The organism is Ruegeria sp. AB7, from assembly GCF_056542625.1.
Map to the genome: position 1 here is coordinate 987727 of NZ_JBQGAC010000001.1, position 15908 is coordinate 1003634.

Here is a 15908-nt window from a genome sequence, read left to right on the forward strand (position 1 = left end):
TCGACAGAAGGCACGATGACGATCCTTGCCCTTTTCCTGATCGTGATAGTCTTCACCGTGGCCGGGTTCGCGGTCGACGTCATGCGGTATGATCGCGAAAGGGTAAGGCTACAATACGCACTTGACCGCGCGGTCCTTGCCGCAGCTGACCTGGACCAAGAGCTTTGCCCACGGGTCGTGGTGAATGATTACATTCGCAAAGAAGGTTTCGATACGAATATCATCAAAAATATCAAGGTCGAGCCCGAGACATGCACGACAAACGACGACGGAACCGTGACTCAGGTTGCAGAACTTGAAGGAAAACGGAAAGTCGAAGCCAGCGCCGACATGAGCATTGAGACACACTTCATGAAATGGAGTGGCGTCGATTACATTGATACAACCGCCACCAGCATCGCCGAAGAATCGATTGGTAACGTCGAAATTTCGTTGGTTCTGGACGTCTCGGGTTCGATGCGCGGGACAAAGCTGACCAACCTCAAAAGTGCGGCTGAGGACTTTATCGATGAGATGATCCTGAAATCTGAGGATGGTAGATTGTCGATCTCAATCGTGCCCTACTCGGAACAGGTGTCGGTGCCTGACTACCTTATGAATGCTTTGAACACGATCGGGGCTAACGAAAGGGCCAATTGCATCGATTTCCAGGCTTCGGACTACACAACGACCGATTTCAACTATTACGACATCGTCGACGACGAAGGAAACATCATCACAAAAGGGGATTATGTCCCGCAAACTCTTCATTTCAAGGATAATGGCTCCAGCGACAAAAGGTTCAGCGACACGTTGGTAACCAGCAATACGTGCCGTCTTGAAACCACCACAGATCGGCGAGAGATGACGGTAATCCAGAATGATCCTGACATTCTGAAAGGTCAGATCCAGAATCTTGTGGCAAGCGGCTGGACTTCGATCGATGTGGGCCTCAAGTGGGGTCTAACTTTGCTTGACGATAGTATCCAACCGCTGATCGCTCAGATTGCGGACAGTTCAGAAATTCCGGACTCGTTCGCAATTCGGCCAGCCCCTAACAAGACCACGGACACCCTCAAGGTTCTGGTGCTGATGACGGATGGCGAAAACACTTATCAGCACAAAGTGAATCCGCCTTATAATGACGGCCCCTCGGACATCTATTGGAATGAAGATGCCGAAACGTATTCTATCTACGATGAAGAGTATGACCGCTGGGCTTGGCCTAATGTCGCCACAACTGTACGGGACAGTTCGTACAGGCGCTGGACCCGCGACAAATACCAAGATCATGCCCATGGCAATGGGACTTATATGCGCTACCGCTGTACGGATTACTACAACGGCACCTGCTATTCGATGGATCGATCGCAAACACGCGAGGACTCCGAAGGGCTTTCAACAGATTCCGATCCGGTAGAACTGGAATGGCCCGATGTCTGGGCGCATACTGAAAAATACGCAATTCGGAATATGTTGCGTCACGCTTATGGCTGGGATCGCGGTGAAGAATTTGCAGCTGACTCCACGACCGAAATTGGTCCTTCGACCAAAAATCCAAATGTTGTAGATCTCTGCGAAGAAGCTGAAGAAGATAATGTCATCATCTTCTCGATCGCTTTTGAGGCACCCTACGGTGTTAAGCAGATGCTGAAAGACTGCGCGATCAAACCTGCCCGTTACTATGAAGCCACCGGCAATCAGATTGAACGCGTCTTCGATTCAATCAGCACCTCCATTCAAAACCTGAGGCTGACCCAATGACAAAGACACTGCGGAATCGGCTTCGGAGATTTCGAAAGAATGAGGATGGAAACTCGTCTATCGAGTTTATCTTCTGGTTTCCATTCTTCCTGTATGTCGCTTATTCAGGCATGGATCTGGGATTGCAGTCCTTCCACCATGCCGATCTTGAACGATCTCTGGATATGACAATTCGGGAGGTTCGGCTTAATCGCCTCCCCGAAGGGGAAGATGAATGGGATCACGCGCTGCTGAAGAAAATGATCTGTGACGAAGCGCTGATAACCAATTGCTCGGAAAACCTCGCGCTCGAGATGAAGTCCATTGATCCGCGGGTCGGCAATCAGTTGGATCCAACCCCCTATTGTGTCGACACTCCGGAGACAATTCGTAAGCCGGACGAAGTTGTTTTTGAACAAGGGACTTCAAATGAGCTTATGATTATCCGCGCCTGTCTTGAGGTTTCACCTGTTTTTGGGCTTTCGATGCTGAGCGGCATTGCGAAGCAGGACAACGACGGCCAATGGGAACTGCAGGCGACGACCGTATTTGTTCATGAACCATTTGGTGGTTCATCAGCTGATCCTGACGATTCATCTGACACAACAGTGGATGTGGCCGATGCCTCGAATTAACAAAGAAAATCGCAACCTTCCCAAGGCACTGCTGAACCGCTTTCTCAAACGAGAAGACGGCGCCTTATCGGTCGAGGCAATGCTGATATTGCCGCTGCTGTTCTGGTCAATGTTTGCGTCTTACACCTATTATGACAGCTATCGCCAAAGCGCGATCAACATCAAAGGAGCCTACGCAGTTGCGGATGTGCTCTCACGCGAAGCTGAAGATGTTAACGCCGCGTATATCAACACCATGTACGACCTTCTGGAAAACATGGTTGATACCAGAGCACCAGTCTCGATGCGTGTGACCTATCTGACCTATGATGGTGATAACGATCTCCACGATGTTCTATGGTCCTGCGTGCGGGGCACTGGATATCAGAAATGGACCGACGCAGAGATCGTGAAAATCAAACAACGGCTTCCGGTAATGCCTGATAACGGCTCAATGATACTGGTCGAAACCAACAATACATACAAAGCGCCATTCCAGATGGCATTCAAATTTGCTGACTTTGAAATGGATAATCTGGTCTTCACACACCCGCGTGTTTTCGACCAGATCGTCAATACCGACCCTGCTTGCTTGGGTGTCTAACTCTTTTTAGCAAGCATCGCCGACAGCATTTCCGACATGTATTTGGTCTCGGCGGCGGCTGTCATGCCGCCTATGCCAATCCTTCGTCCGACACGCCACCAAAGACCGGGCGCCCACTGGTTTGAGCTTCGTGCATGAGTGATTACCAAGAAGCCATTTGATGGCTTAAATGCGAACACGCCCCGGTCTACGCCTTCGACATCCTCGATATTGCAGATCACCTGCCCCGAGCCTGTGCGCAATTGGGATTGGGTCAGCTCGATCCTGTCTTCGGTCGCGTACCACATGCGACGGGCTAACCAGAACGCAGCTGCCCCGGAAACCAGTAAGAAGACCTGCCAGCCTAACTCAGGCGGCGATGCCAACGCGACGTAAATGACCAACGCCCCGACCGTGACCAGCATCCCTACCCCAGTCCAGCGCCGCGGTGCCGAGGCCGCGACCGTAGCCAGCACTTCTTCTTGCATATTGTTCTCCTGATTGTCCGCCCGCTTTAACCGCTTTGATACGCAAAGGACAGCACCGCGTCACCTGTCTGAGCATCTTCGCACAGCTTCAGTGTTCCTGCGCAAATTGACTGCCTCAGGCCGACGCATAAGTTCCGGTCAAAGGATCAGGAGGCTTTTATGTCACTCAGACCAATTTTGGAATTCCGCAAGGCGGTCCCGACGATGGAAGGCGCGGGCGTCAAACTGCACCGGGCGTTCGGGTTTCAGGACCCGTCGGAACTGGACCCGTTTCTGCTGTTCGATGATTTCCGGAATGACAACCCATTGGACTATATGGCCGGTTTTCCGTGGCATCCGCATCGGGGCATCGAAACGATCACTTATGTCCTGTCCGGTACAGTCGAACACAGCGACTCGCTGGGCAATAGCGGCACGCTGGGTGCCGGAGATGTCCAGTGGATGACCGCCGGGTCGGGTATCCTACATCAAGAAATGCCCAAGGGGTCGGCCAGCGGTCAGATGCATGGGTTCCAGCTGTGGGGCAATTTGCCATCAGATCAGAAAATGGCCACCCCGCGCTATCAGGACGTTCAAAGCACTGATATTCCGGAAATCATCGATGATGATGGGACAAAGGTCCGTGTGATTGTCGGTACATTCTGGGGACGTACGGGCCCAGTGGACGGTATCGCTGCCGATCCGCAATACCTGGATATCAGCATACCGGCAGGGGTGAATAAAACCATTCCGATCGACACATACCGCCGGGCCTTCGCCTATATCTTTGAAGGCAGTGCTGCCTTTGCTGATGCGTCTCAGCCAACCGGTGTTCTTTTGGAAAAAGAAGTTGCCGGGCAAGAGGTCAACATCCGCGACATGTCAGGCGACAGGACGTTGGTTCGGTTCGGAACCGGAGATGAAATCACGGTTCAGGCCGGGCCCGAGGGTGTGCGGTTTCTTTTGATCTCGGGCGCTCCGATCGATGAACCCGTTGCGTGGCATGGCCCGATCGTAATGAACACGCAGGCAGAATTGCAGCAAGCGTTTCGGGAATTGCGGAACGGAACGTTCATCCGCCCGGCCCACTAAGGGCTGGTCAGGCGGTAACCGCTTTGCGGACCATGTCCCAATACACCTGCTCGACCTCATCCAGCGACAGGCGGCCGCCGCTGCGATACCAAGTGATCACACCATTCAGCATGGCGATCACCGCCAAGGTAGCGATCTTGGTATCGGAGACCGAAAATTGACCCGATTGCTGCCCGTTACGCAGAATATGCTCTAACGAGTCCTCGTAACGGCGGCGCAAGGCCTCGATTTCGGCAAAATTTTCGGGGTTCAGATTGCGCAGCTCCATATAAGCGATGAACACCTCGTCGGGACGCTGCAGGTGAAAACGGATGTGGAACCCGACAAACTGACGCAACGCATCTTGTGGATTATCAAACCGGTCGAGATCGTCATAGGCGGCCATCAGATCCTGCATGTGATCGCGCATCAGCCGAAACAGCAGGCTCTGCTTGTCGGGCGTGTAATTATAGAGTGCCCCAGCCTGCACCCCCACCTCGCCTGCGATCTGCCGCATTGAAACCGCAGCATAGCCATGACGGGCAAACAGCCCCAGTGCGGCCTCGCGAATGCGGGGGCCGGTGATATCGGAATGAGAACCTTGTGTACGCGCCATGCTTCGATCGTATCTGAACAGACGTTCAGATAGAACCCCGCTTGAACCATTCCGACAAAACGTGCATCACGGGATACACGCTGCGACCCGAAGGACTGCGATGAAGCTTTTGCTGCCCATTCTCTTTGTGCTGGCTACCGCCGGCTGCGCAAATATCCCTGAGTTGGAAGGCAGCGAAACCGCCGCATTGCGCAAGGCACCCTACCCCAAGCTTATTGCTTTAGATCCCGCCCTCGGCCCTCCGACCGATCCAATCAGCGAAGCGGAAGAGGTAGAAGAAGACCTGACAGCACGCAGCGAAGCGTTGGCGGAAAAAGCCGAAGCGCTGCAGAATGCTGAGATTAACTAGGATTTCGGCCACGCCACTAGCTCCAAAAGATTAGACGGATTGCACCCCTGCCTCGAACCCGCTAAGGCAGCCCGCAAAGGACACTTCGCCATCGCGGGCGGTATTGCGAGCAGAAAGGACCCAAGGGAATGACACAGGCGCTGAGGCTTGGAATTGCCGGATTGGGAACCGTTGGCGTGGGTGTGGTCAAAATTGTGCGTCGTCATGCCGATTTGTTGCACGCCCGCACCGGGCGTCGCATCGAGATCACCGCAGTTTCGGCCCGTGATGCCAGCAAGGACCGTGGCGTAAACCTCTCGGATTATGCATGGGAAACCGATCCCGTTGCATTGGCCAAACGCGAAGACATCGATGTTTTTGTCGAACTGATGGGCGGCGAGAACGGCCCCGCGAAAGCTTCGGTCGAGGCGGCGCTGAACAGTGGCAAGGATGTCGTCACCGCAAACAAGGCGCTGCTGGCGATTCACGGGCAGGAATTGGCGGAATTGGCTGAGGCCGCAGAGCGTGTAATTCGCTTCGAAGCGGCTGTCGCGGCTGGTATCCCGGTAATCAAATCTCTGACCGAAGGACTGGCGGGTAACGAGATCACGCGTGTCATGGGCGTCATGAACGGTACCTGCAACTATATTCTGACCCGGATGCAATCGCAGGAGTTGGGCTATAACGCCCTGTTCGAGGAATGCGCGCAGCTTGGCTATCTCGAAGCCGATCCGAATCTGGATGTTGGCGGCATCGACGCGGCGCACAAACTGGCGCTGCTGTCTTCGATTGCCTTTGGCACCAAGCCGAATTTCGATGGGATCGAGATCGAGGGCATTCAGCATATTAGCCTCGATGACATCCATCAGGCCCACGACATGGGGTATCGCATCAAGCTGTTGGGTGTAGCACAGCGAACGGCGCGCGGACTGGAACAGCGGATGCAACCCTGTCTAGTGCCGAGCAATTCTCCGCTAGGTCAGTTGGAAGGCGGAACAAACATGGTTGTGCTGGATGGGGATGCAGTTGAACAAATCGTTCTGCGCGGCCCCGGTGCCGGTGAAGGTCCCACTGCCAGCGCGGTGATGGGCGACGTTTGCGATCTGGCGCGAGGCTTGCATATACCGACATTTGGCCGCCCCGCGACGACCCTGCAAGACGCTGCCTCCGCCGTTACTGGCTTACCTGCACCCTACTATCTGCGGCTCGGTCTTCTGGACAAGCCCGGCGCTCTGGCAAAGGTCGCGGCGATTCTGGGCGATGCTGGCGTCTCGATCGACCGGATGCGGCAGTATGGGCACACAGAAAGCACAGCGCCCGTGCTGATCGTGACCCACAAAACCACGCGGGCAACGCTGGACCATGCACTGGATGGCCTGCGCGCCACCGATGTGGTGGCCGGAGAACCCGTCGCCCTGCGTATCGAACAAGTCTGACCCCTTGCGGCCTATGCTGCGCGCAGGCTATGCCGGATAAAACGCCTTAGCTGACCAAAGGATATGCGAAGATGAACGCTGCCAAGATCGATTTCAACGACCGCCTGCTGTCTCTGGGCCTTGCACGGGTGGCAGAACAGGCCGCGCTGGCGTCCGCCTCTCTGGTTGGCCGGGGTGATGAGAAAGCTGCCGATCAGGCTGCCGTCAACGCTATGCGTGAACAACTGAACCTTCTGGACATTGAGGGTGTCGTTGTCATTGGTGAGGGCGAGCGTGATGAAGCGCCAATGCTCTATATCGGCGAAGAGGTTGGCACTGGTAACGGCCCGGGCGTAGACATTGCGCTGGACCCGCTTGAAGGCACAACCCTGACCGCCAAGGACATGCCCAACGCGCTGACCGTCATTGCCATGGGCCCGCGCGGCTCAATGCTACACGCTCCGGACGTATACATGGACAAACTGGCCATTGGTCCGGGCTTTCCCGAAGGTGTCGTAAGCTTGGACATGAGCCCGCGCGAGCGAGTTGAAGCGCTGGCCAAGGCCAAAGGCTGTGAGCCTGCGGATATTACCGTATGCATATTGGAGCGTCCCCGCCACGAAGCGATGATTGCTGAAGTCCGCGATACCGGTGCGTCGATCCGCCTGATCACAGATGGCGACGTCGCAGGTGTGATGCATTGCGCCGAAAGCGAAGTGACCGGCATCGACATGTATATGGGTCAAGGTGGTGCGCCCGAGGGTGTGCTTGCCGCAGCCGCGCTGAAATGCATGGGCGGTCAGATCTTTGGCCGCCTGTTGTTCCGTAATGACGACGAACGTGGCCGGGCGGCCAAGGCGGGCATCACCGATCTGGACCGTGTTTATGCGCGCGACGAGATGGTAACGGCGGATGTAATCTTTGCCGCTACTGGGGTCACCGGAGGTTCACTGCTGCCGCGCATCAAGCGGGAACCGGGTTGGGTTGAAACAACGACGCTGCTCATGCGATCAAAAACGGGCTCGGTGCGGCGGATGTCCTACCGCACGCCGATGTGGCCACATAACGAAGCATAGCGGCTTGCGCCAGCGCCTTCAGCAAGAGTATTCATAAAAGACCAAGAGGCCGGATCCCCAGGGGTCCGGCCTTAGTGCATGAGGTGAGATGTGGCATTTCTGGGCGTAGAGCAATCTCTGACGGGGCGACGCTGGATCGGACCGGGGATTGAGGTCGAGCGGTCAGCAGAAATGATGGCGCAGCAGACAGATCTGCCTCGCGCCGTCTGTCAGGTTTTGGCACGGCGCGGTGTACCGGTGATGGAGGCCGCCGGTTTCCTGGAACCCAAGTTGAAGGAACTGCTGCCCGACCCGCGATCGATGAAAGATATGGACGTCGCTGCGGCCCGGTTTCTACAGGCTGTGCGCAAGCGCCAAAAGATCGCAGTGTTTGCTGACTATGATGTGGACGGGGGCAGTTCGGCTGCGTTGTTGTTGGTGTGGCTGCGCCAGATGGGGCTTGCCGCGACGCTTTATGTGCCCGACCGGATTGATGAAGGCTATGGGCCAAATGTGCCTGCAATGCAGGAACTAGCGGCTAGCCATGACCTGATCATCTGCGTGGATTGCGGAACGCTGAGCCACGAACCTATCGCGGCGGCGAAGGGTGCGGATGTGATCGTTTTGGATCACCATTTGGGTGCAGAAACCCTGCCGGATTGCGTCGCCGTGGTGAACCCGAACCGACAGGACGAAAGCGGCGATCTGGGCTATCTCTGCGCTGCTGCGGTGGTGTTCCTGATGCTGGTCGAGGCGGGTCGTCAGTTGCGTGAGGCCGGGGCCAAGGGGCCGGATCTGATGGCAATGCTCGATCTGGTGGCGCTGGCCACGGTGGCGGACGTTGCGCCGTTGATCGACGCCAACCGGGCGCTGGTTCGACAGGGCCTGAAAGTGATGACCCAAAGGCAAAGGCCTGGTTTGGTCGCGTTGTCAGACGTGGCGCGCATGGATACCGCGCCCAATAGCTATCATCTGGGGTTTCTGCTGGGGCCGCGCGTCAATGCAGGCGGTCGCATTGGTCAGGCTGATCTTGGCGCGCGCCTGCTGAGCACGGACTCGATCACTGAGGCCGAAGCCTTATCCGAGCGGCTGGATGCCCTGAATTCGGAACGGCGCGAGATCGAAAACGCGGTCCGCGCGGCGGCTTTGGCGCAAGCCGAGGACCGTGGGTTGGATGCGCCGCTGGTCTGGGCCGCAGGCGACGGTTGGCATCCCGGCGTGGTAGGTATCGTTGCTTCGCGGCTGAAAGAGTCGGCAAACCGGCCCGCTATCGTGATCGGGTTTGACGGGGATGAGGGCAAAGGTTCAGGCAGGTCGATCTCGGGCGTTGATCTGGGCGCGTCGATCCAGCGACTGGCTGCCGAAGGGCTGCTGGTCAAGGGTGGTGGCCACAAGATGGCGGCCGGTCTGACGGTGATGCGTGATCAGTTGGAGCCTGCAATGTCGCGCCTGTCCGAACTTCTGGCCAAACAGGGTGCAGGCCAAGGCGGTCCCGCCGACTTGAAGCTGGACGGGGCGCTGATGCCCGGGGCCGCGACAGTCGATCTGATCGAACAGGTAGAGAAAGCGGGTCCTTTCGGGGCCGGTGCCCCTGCCCCGCGCTATGCGCTGCCTGATCTGCAAGTGCGCTTTGCTAAACGCGTGGGCGAAACTCATTTGAAGCTGTCACTTTCGGATGGAATGTCTGGCGGACTGGATGCCATCGCCTTTGGCGCGTTCGACGGCCCGTTGGGGGATCGCCTGTCTAATCACGGCGGTGCGCGGTTCCATTTCGCGGGTCGGCTTGAGGTGAATACCTGGGTCGGACGACAGAGCGTGCAGCTGCGGCTGGAAGACGCGGCAGAAGCTGTCTGACAACCGTTTCAACGCCGCTCAGGAACGGCCAAAAAAGTTTCACAGCCTTGCGTTTTTCGTCTTGCGGGGGGGGAAGGTAAACCGTAAAAGGCCCTCCACAAGCCAGCGTGGCCCGTTCGTCTATCGGTTAGGACGCCAGGTTTTCAACCTGGAAAGAGGGGTTCGATTCCCCTACGGGCTACCACTTGTGCTTGTCTGGTCTAAATGGCCCGTTCGTCTATCGGTTAGGACGCCAGGTTTTCAACCTGGAAAGAGGGGTTCGATTCCCCTACGGGCTACCATTTTCTTCAATGCTACAATCGTTCCCGGCGACGTATTCTTACAGCATCGTGTTTAGCACGAAACCTGCGCGCCCCGTTTTAAAGACGCGAAATGCGGTTGAAGGCACGCCTGTCAATGGCTGCCCCGGACCGAGTTCATCAGCATTTGGTATTTGCCATTCCATCACCAAGCCTGCACAGTTTTGGCCAACAACAGATATGATTTGGATTCCCAATGGATTACCTCAAAGAACGCAAAGACTTCGCGATCGCGATCTGCAAGGAAGCTGGCACAATCGCCTCCAGGTATTTCTCCGACCGGGGCGGTTTGATCGTCGATCAAAAAGGCGCACAGGATTGGGTCAGCGAGGCAGACCGGAATGTCGAAACCTTCATCCGCCAGAGGATCGCCGAGGCTTGGCCCAACGATGGCATATTTGGCGAAGAGCATGGTGAAACACAAGGTTCAAGCGGATTTGACTGGGTGATCGATCCAATCGATGGCACCACGAATTTCGTCAATGGCATTCCGGCCTGGACCATCGTTCTGGCGGGCGTCGCTGAGGAAAATACCGAGATCGGTGTAATCCATGACCCAAATGTCAGTGAGACCTTTGTAGCCTCGCGCGGAGGCGGGGCAACATTGAATGATGCGCCATTGCGGGTCGCTTCGAGTGTTGCGCTGCATCAAGGAACGGTGGCAGTCGGTTATTCAAACCGGGTGGATAACCGTAACATTGTTCCAATCGTCGCGAACCTGATCGAGCGTGGGGCCATGTTTCACAGAAACGCCAGTGGCGCGCTGTCACTGGCCTATGTCGCAGCGGGCCGGCTGCTTGGCTATGTCGAAGAACATATGAACGCCTGGGATTGTCTGGCTGGTCAATTGATGATCGCGGAAGCAGGCGGCGTGGTCGAAGATCACGACGCAGGCGCAATGATCCGCAACGGCGGTCGGGTGATCGCTGGTACTCCGGATGTGTTTAATACTTTGCGTGAAATCTCTGAGAACGCATGGCAGGCCTGACAATCTAGTCGATTGAGCGCCATCCGCTCAGCGGTTTAAGGTCCGTTAGATCGGCTTGCCAATAATGGCCTTGCCCGGGCTGATCATACCTCCGATCAATGGGGCGGCCCGACAAGGAGCACCACAGAAGGGTCCCGACGGCCCCATGGGTAACGATGGCGAGGTCACTGCCATCATGCGTTTCGATAATTGAAGTTACTGCTTGGTTTATCCGCCGCTGGGCGGCAGCGGCAGTTTCCCAGCCGCGAAAACCGGTGTTGGGGTGGGCAAAGAATGCATCAGCGGCAGCTTCGAACCGGTCACTCGGCAGAAAACCGGTGGCGCTTCGATCATTCTCACCAAGTGCGGCATCATGTTTTATCCGCAGGCGTCGGGGCGCAGCCAGGATGTCGGCCGTCTCGCGGGCCTTTTGCTCGGTGCTGGCCCATAGCTGGGTAACCTCTGCAAAAACTCCGCTGGTTGCGAAGGCCGCGGCGCGGCGGCGGCCTACCGCGCTAAGCCCCCAGTCCTGAATGGGGGTGTTCGGGTCAATGATGACCTCGGGGTGCGTGATGATTAGAAGACAGGGCATCTATTCGGGCAAAAGCACCGGACCTTTCTCGGCGAAGGCCATCTGTACTTCTGCACCCGGCTCTAGCGGCGCATCGACATCGTCATGGACTGCAAAGACCTGGCCGAACGCACCAGTCAGAGTGTACTCCATTCGGACACCCACATAGGTGGCTTTGGAGACGGTCGCTGCAACCCCTTGCGCGGCTCCGATCACAAGTCGAGAAGGCCGGATGGCGACGGTCGCAGGCCCTTCGGTCAAGCCACGGGATGCCAAGGTATGGCGGTAGCCTTCGATCTCGATGGTGGCCATGTCGCCGTCGACCGAGATGATCTGGCAGGCAAGCAGATTGGCCTCACCAATAAAATCCGCAACGAAGCGATCATTTGGGGCGTCATAAAGCTGGCGAGGCGTGCCAATCTGGGCAATCGCGGCATTCCGCATCACGACGATTTCGTCGGACACCGCCAGAGCCTCTTCCTGATCGTGTGTCACGTAGACGACGGTCAGGCCAAGGTCTTGCTGAATGGCCCGGATGTCCTCGCGCACCTGGCGGCGTAGTTTCGCGTCGAGGTTCGAGAGCGGTTCATCAAACAAAAGCACCTGTGGTTCCAACACCAAAGCCCGCGCTACAGCGACGCGCTGCTGTTGGCCACCAGACAGTTCTGACGGGAGGCGGCTGTCAAAACCTTTCAGGCCAACCAGCTCCAAACCGTCCAGCGCGCGGCGGCGGGCCTCGTCTTTAGCAAAGCCCGAGAACGTGAGGCCATACATCACGTTCTCAAGCACGCTCATATGAGGAAACAGCGCGTAGGACTGGAACACCATGGATACGTCGCGGTCCGTCGCGGGCAGTTTGGTCACATCGCGATCCCCGATGGTGATCTTTCCCGAGGTGGCCATTTCGAGCCCCGCGATCATCCTCAACGTCGTCGTCTTGCCGCAGCCCGACGGGCCCAACAGCGTGACCAGCTTTCCGGCTTCGACATGCAGGTTAATGTTGTCTACGGCAACGACATCCTTGCCAAACATCTTTGTCACGGACTCGAACCGAACCGGCGCGGCTTTGGACTGCAGGCTCATGTCAAACTCTCCTAAACATTGGTCCGCGACTGCGTCATTCGTCGCCCGATCTTGGTCCGGCCCACGATCAACTGCATCAGGGCAACCACTGACAGCATCACAAAGATCAGTGTGGTGGAATAGGCGATGGCGAGACCATAGTCGTTATTCTCGACCCGCCCGATGATATAGCTGGTCGCCATGTCATATTCCGCGCTGACCAGAAAAATCACCGCCGAAATCGCCGTCATGGCCCGCACGAAACTGTAGACAAGGGCGGCAAGAATTGCCGGGCGTAGCAGAGGCAGGATGATCCGGCGGAAAGTCTGCCAGGAATTTGCGCCCAGCGTCAGCGAGGATTCGTCCAGGCTGCGATCCAGTTGCGACATGCTGGCGATGCCGGCCCGGACACCGACCGGCATGTTGCGGAAGATGAAGCTGACAACAAGGATGACACCCGTGCCCGTGATCTCGATCGGTGGCACGTTGAAGGCGAGAATGTAGCTGACACCGATCACGGTACCGGGGATGGCAAAGGACAGCATGGTGCCGAACTCAAAGGCATCTTTACCCGCGAAACTCTGTCGGGTCAGAAGGTAGGCCGTCACGAGCCCCACGGCAGCCGTCAGTGGAGCAGCAATTGCGGCGATGGTGATAGTCGTCCAGAAACTGTCCCATGCGGCTCCTGTCCAGCGAATACCCTCTGCTTCAAACCGAACCGAGAACGCAGTGACGTAGTGCTTGAACGTCAGGGAATTGTTGACCCCCCACAGCTCGACCACACTGCCGTAGACGATCATGGCGTAGACGACGATGGTAAACACGGCCCAGCCAAGGGCGACGGTTAGCACCGGGATGGAAAGGCCGGTTGGCATCAATGGATGTACGCCAGCGTCACCTTTGCCCGTGACTGTGGTGTAGCTTTTCTTACCCAGCCAGGCTCGCTGCGCGTAGAAGGCTGAAAGCGTGAAGAACAGAAGCACCATGGCCAGAACCGCAGCGCGGCCTTGATCGTACTGGGCGCCCACGATGGCAAAGAATATCTCGGTCGATAGCACGTCGAAATTGCCGCCCAGAACCAGTGGGTTGCCGAAATCCGCCATGCTTTCGATGAAGCCCAGAAGGAAAGCATTGGCAAGGCCAGGGCGCATTAACGGCAGGGACACAGTTTTGAACGTCTGCCACCTGCTGGCGCGCAGTGTCTGTGCCGCTTCTTCCATCGAGGGAGACACCCCTTCAACGACGCCAATCAGTACAAGGAAGGCGATGGGTGTAAATGCCAACGTCTGCGCAATCAGAACACCCGGCATGCCATACAGCCAGCGAGTGGGTTGGGTGCCGAACAATTCGGCAAAGAACTGCGTTACTGAACCCGACAATCCAAACAGCAGTATCAGCGCTAGGCCGATCACGAACGGTGGCGTGATAATCGGCAGAACCGTCAGTGCGCGCAACGCGCGCTTGTACCGAAAGCCCGAGCGGGTCACGACAAGCGCAAAGCACAAGCCGAGCGCAGTGGTGATGAAGCCGACGAGGATGGCCAGAAACAGTGAGTTCCATGCCGCCCCGCATCGCGCACCCCAGAAACAACCCAACCCCCATAGCCGGTCGTCAAAGAATTTCGAGAAGAACACTGCGATGGAGTACGCGCCCTCTTCCGTCACAAAGGCAGCAAACAGCATCTTGGCGATAGGAAAGAATACAAACGCGGTGACGATGGTGATCACACCACCGATGGCGCTGACCACGAAGACGTCTCCGTTAATAGCCCCACGCGCGGCGACACCCTGGGTCAGAAGGAACAGAAAACTCGACGCGCAGATCATCGCGCCATAGCCCATGCCGAATTGCCGATCACCGAGCTCTCCGAACAAGGCTTCCAGCCAATCGAAATTGTAGCCTCGGATTCCGATGCTGAACCCTTGTGCGATCAGCCAGCCGAAGCCCAGTGCCCCTGACAGGATCAGAATTCGCGCATAAAGCGGATCTGATTTGGCGCGTCTTAACACCAGAAGTGGCAGCAAGAGTGCAATAAGAAGCGGAGCAAGCCACAGCTTTTCACCCTGCCCAATTAGAAAGGCAGCAGGAGCATAATCTTCGTCGAAAGGGTAGCCGTCCAGCAGCCACTCGAACGACCACAGGCCACCGTCAACCATGTACCACGGCAGCAGGCAGAATCCGACCCACCCGGCGATGACCCAGAAGATCAGAACCGGATGGGTCGTTTTTGTCGTGTCGTCAGTCATTTACTGCGGCAGTACCGAAACCTCTTCGTCCCATTTCTGCAGCAAGCGCTTGCGCTCATCCGACGAGCCGTATTTCTTGAAGTCATAGTCGATCAGCTTGATCTGGCTCATGTCAGGCGCGCTTTCCGAAGTTTCAGCACCTTTGTTTGACGGCACTTGGAAGGCATTTACCTGAAGGGCGAGGTTCTGCGCCTCGGGCGACAATGCCCAGTCATAGAACTTTTTGGCCTCATCTTCGTTGCGCGCGCCTTCGATGATCGACATCGAACCGATCTCGTAACCAGTACCTTCACATGGCGCGACGACTTTGATCGGGAAACCCGATACCGCCTGCTTTACTGCGTCATGCATGAAAACGATACCAATTGTATTCTCGCCTCGACCAGCAGCCTTGATCGGTGCCGAGCCCGACTTGGTGTATTGGTTGATGTTCGAATGCAGCCCCTTCATGAACTCAAATCCTTCGTCCTCGCCGAAGATTTGCACCATCGAGGCCAGGGTCGTGTAGGCCGTACCTGATGAGTTCGGGTTCGCCATCTGAACGTGCCCCTTGTACTCGGGCTTCAGAAGGTCCTTCCAGCAAGCAGGTTCGGGAAGGTTGTTCGCGGCGACAAGATCGGCATTGTAGCCGTAACCAAGCGCACCTGAATAGATGCCGATGGTCTTGTTACCCGCGCTTTCCGCCTGAGAAATCGCCCAATCATGAAGCTGGTCACGCATCGGCGACATGTATTCCATCGTCAGGCCCTCTTCTGCGGCCTGCAGATGCGGATCCCCCGTTCCGCCCCACCAAACGTCACCCTTTGGGTTGGAGCTCTCTGCACGGATCTGAGCAAATGTCTCACCCGAGGATTTACGGGTCATATTAACGTCGATGCCGGTCGCGTCCTCAAAACTGCGCGCCATAAGCTGGCACCAATCCTCTTGCGCAGAACAATAAAGTGTCAACTTGTCAGCCTGTGCCGCTGACATCGATGCGGCAAGGGCAATAAGCGATCCCAACGTTGTGGATGTAAATTTCTTCATTGATTTCTCTCC

General features: G+C 56.7%; 15 protein-coding genes and 2 tRNA genes. 11 read left to right on the forward strand and 6 right to left on the reverse strand.

What is annotated here, in order from left to right; genetic code table 11:
• The first annotated feature begins 15 nt into the window (after positions 1-15).
• The 3 genes from ACR0EN_RS04985 to ACR0EN_RS04995 are packed head-to-tail and all read left to right on the forward strand — an operon-like array spanning position 16 to position 2940.
• Complete coding sequence (locus ACR0EN_RS04985) at positions 16-1743, forward strand: pilus assembly protein TadG-related protein (protein WP_255612046.1); 1728 nt, start codon at positions 16-18, stop codon at positions 1741-1743.
• Positions 1740-2357: a TadE/TadG family type IV pilus assembly protein gene (locus tag ACR0EN_RS04990; protein WP_170396272.1), complete on the forward strand. Its 618-nt coding sequence runs from the start codon at positions 1740-1742 to the stop codon at positions 2355-2357. Before ACR0EN_RS04985 ends, ACR0EN_RS04990 begins: the two co-directional genes overlap by 4 nt.
• Complete coding sequence (locus ACR0EN_RS04995; protein ID WP_170396270.1) at positions 2344-2940, forward strand: hypothetical protein; 597 nt, start codon at positions 2344-2346, stop codon at positions 2938-2940. Before ACR0EN_RS04990 ends, ACR0EN_RS04995 begins: the two co-directional genes overlap by 14 nt.
• On the opposite strand, the gene ACR0EN_RS05000 is transcribed toward ACR0EN_RS04995, so the two are convergent.
• Positions 2937-3407, reverse strand: coding sequence for a hypothetical protein (locus ACR0EN_RS05000; RefSeq protein WP_170817959.1), 471 nt, complete (start codon positions 3405-3407; stop codon positions 2937-2939). The two genes, ACR0EN_RS04995 and ACR0EN_RS05000, sit on opposite strands and share 4 nt — an antisense overlap.
• Before the next feature lie 159 nt (positions 3408-3566).
• Here ACR0EN_RS05000 and ACR0EN_RS05005 point away from each other — a divergent pair, with 159 nt between their 5' ends.
• Positions 3567-4478: a pirin family protein gene (locus tag ACR0EN_RS05005; RefSeq protein ID WP_480585470.1), complete on the forward strand. Its 912-nt coding sequence runs from the start codon at positions 3567-3569 to the stop codon at positions 4476-4478.
• 7 nt (positions 4479-4485) lie between these two features.
• Here the strand turns inward: ACR0EN_RS05005 and ACR0EN_RS05010 are convergent, their stop codons facing one another.
• Positions 4486-5073, reverse strand: a complete 588-nt coding sequence (locus tag ACR0EN_RS05010) for a TetR/AcrR family transcriptional regulator (RefSeq protein WP_170512799.1) — start codon at positions 5071-5073, stop codon at positions 4486-4488.
• Between the two features lie 100 nt (positions 5074-5173).
• Here ACR0EN_RS05010 and ACR0EN_RS05015 point away from each other — a divergent pair, with 100 nt between their 5' ends.
• The 7 genes from ACR0EN_RS05015 to ACR0EN_RS05045 all read left to right on the forward strand — a co-directional run bounded on the left by ACR0EN_RS05015 (position 5174) and on the right by ACR0EN_RS05045 (position 11012).
• Positions 5174-5422: a hypothetical protein gene (locus ACR0EN_RS05015; RefSeq protein WP_170396262.1), complete on the forward strand. Its 249-nt coding sequence runs from the start codon at positions 5174-5176 to the stop codon at positions 5420-5422.
• Positions 5423-5550: 128 nt separating this feature from the next.
• Positions 5551-6837, forward strand: coding sequence for a homoserine dehydrogenase (locus tag ACR0EN_RS05020; protein WP_480585473.1), 1287 nt, complete (start codon positions 5551-5553; stop codon positions 6835-6837).
• Between the two features lie 71 nt (positions 6838-6908).
• Positions 6909-7892 (forward strand): class II fructose-bisphosphatase, encoded by a 984-nt coding sequence (glpX, locus tag ACR0EN_RS05025; protein ID WP_170422349.1) that lies wholly within the window; start codon positions 6909-6911, stop codon positions 7890-7892.
• A gap of 90 nt (positions 7893-7982) precedes the next feature.
• Positions 7983-9725, forward strand: a complete 1743-nt coding sequence (gene recJ / locus ACR0EN_RS05030; protein ID WP_480585476.1) for a single-stranded-DNA-specific exonuclease RecJ — start codon at positions 7983-7985, stop codon at positions 9723-9725.
• A 109-nt stretch (positions 9726-9834) separates the two neighbouring features.
• A tRNA-Glu gene (locus tag ACR0EN_RS05035) sits at positions 9835-9909 on the forward strand.
• Positions 9910-9931: 22 nt separating this feature from the next.
• Positions 9932-10006 (forward strand) — tRNA-Glu (locus ACR0EN_RS05040).
• A 214-nt stretch (positions 10007-10220) separates the two neighbouring features.
• Positions 10221-11012, forward strand: a complete 792-nt coding sequence (locus ACR0EN_RS05045; RefSeq protein ID WP_480585479.1) for an inositol monophosphatase family protein — start codon at positions 10221-10223, stop codon at positions 11010-11012.
• A 4-nt stretch (positions 11013-11016) separates the two neighbouring features.
• On the opposite strand, the gene ACR0EN_RS05050 is transcribed toward ACR0EN_RS05045, so the two are convergent.
• Genes ACR0EN_RS05050 through ACR0EN_RS05065 form a run of 4 tightly spaced genes read right to left on the reverse strand, consistent with a single transcriptional unit; the run spans position 11017 to position 15896 of the window.
• The gene (locus ACR0EN_RS05050) at positions 11017-11583 is read right to left on the reverse strand and encodes a histidine phosphatase family protein (protein ID WP_480585482.1); all 567 of its coding nucleotides are present in this window, start codon (positions 11581-11583) and stop codon (positions 11017-11019) included.
• On the reverse strand, positions 11584-12645 hold the full coding sequence (locus ACR0EN_RS05055) for an ABC transporter ATP-binding protein (RefSeq protein WP_480585485.1): 1062 nt from the start codon (positions 12643-12645) through the stop codon (positions 11584-11586). It abuts the gene before it with no gap.
• A gap of 11 nt (positions 12646-12656) precedes the next feature.
• Positions 12657-14870 (reverse strand): ABC transporter permease, encoded by a 2214-nt coding sequence (locus ACR0EN_RS05060; RefSeq protein ID WP_480585488.1) that lies wholly within the window; start codon positions 14868-14870, stop codon positions 12657-12659.
• Positions 14871-15896: an ABC transporter substrate-binding protein gene (locus ACR0EN_RS05065; protein ID WP_170422361.1), complete on the reverse strand. Its 1026-nt coding sequence runs from the start codon at positions 15894-15896 to the stop codon at positions 14871-14873.
• Positions 15897-15908 lie beyond the last annotated feature (12 nt).

Coding starts and splice junctions, on each gene's coding strand:
- ACR0EN_RS05065 (WP_170422361.1), bottom strand. CDS start 15,896: ATGAAGAAATTTACATCCACAACGTTGGGATCGCTTATTGCCCTTGCC.
- ACR0EN_RS04985 (WP_255612046.1), top strand. CDS start 16: ATGACGATCCTTGCCCTTTTCCTGATCGTGATAGTCTTCACCGTGGCC.
- ACR0EN_RS05045 (WP_480585479.1), top strand. CDS start 10,221: ATGGATTACCTCAAAGAACGCAAAGACTTCGCGATCGCGATCTGCAAG.
- ACR0EN_RS05050 (WP_480585482.1), bottom strand. CDS start 11,583: ATGCCCTGTCTTCTAATCATCACGCACCCCGAGGTCATCATTGACCCG.
- ACR0EN_RS05020 (WP_480585473.1), top strand. CDS start 5,551: ATGACACAGGCGCTGAGGCTTGGAATTGCCGGATTGGGAACCGTTGGC.
- ACR0EN_RS05060 (WP_480585488.1), bottom strand. CDS start 14,870: ATGACTGACGACACGACAAAAACGACCCATCCGGTTCTGATCTTCTGG.
- ACR0EN_RS04995 (WP_170396270.1), top strand. CDS start 2,344: ATGCCTCGAATTAACAAAGAAAATCGCAACCTTCCCAAGGCACTGCTG.
- ACR0EN_RS04990 (WP_170396272.1), top strand. CDS start 1,740: ATGACAAAGACACTGCGGAATCGGCTTCGGAGATTTCGAAAGAATGAG.
- ACR0EN_RS05055 (WP_480585485.1), bottom strand. CDS start 12,645: ATGAGCCTGCAGTCCAAAGCCGCGCCGGTTCGGTTCGAGTCCGTGACA.
- ACR0EN_RS05005 (WP_480585470.1), top strand. CDS start 3,567: ATGTCACTCAGACCAATTTTGGAATTCCGCAAGGCGGTCCCGACGATG.
- glpX (WP_170422349.1), top strand. CDS start 6,909: ATGAACGCTGCCAAGATCGATTTCAACGACCGCCTGCTGTCTCTGGGC.
- ACR0EN_RS05010 (WP_170512799.1), bottom strand. CDS start 5,073: ATGGCGCGTACACAAGGTTCTCATTCCGATATCACCGGCCCCCGCATT.
- ACR0EN_RS05015 (WP_170396262.1), top strand. CDS start 5,174: ATGAAGCTTTTGCTGCCCATTCTCTTTGTGCTGGCTACCGCCGGCTGC.
- ACR0EN_RS05000 (WP_170817959.1), bottom strand. CDS start 3,407: ATGCAAGAAGAAGTGCTGGCTACGGTCGCGGCCTCGGCACCGCGGCGC.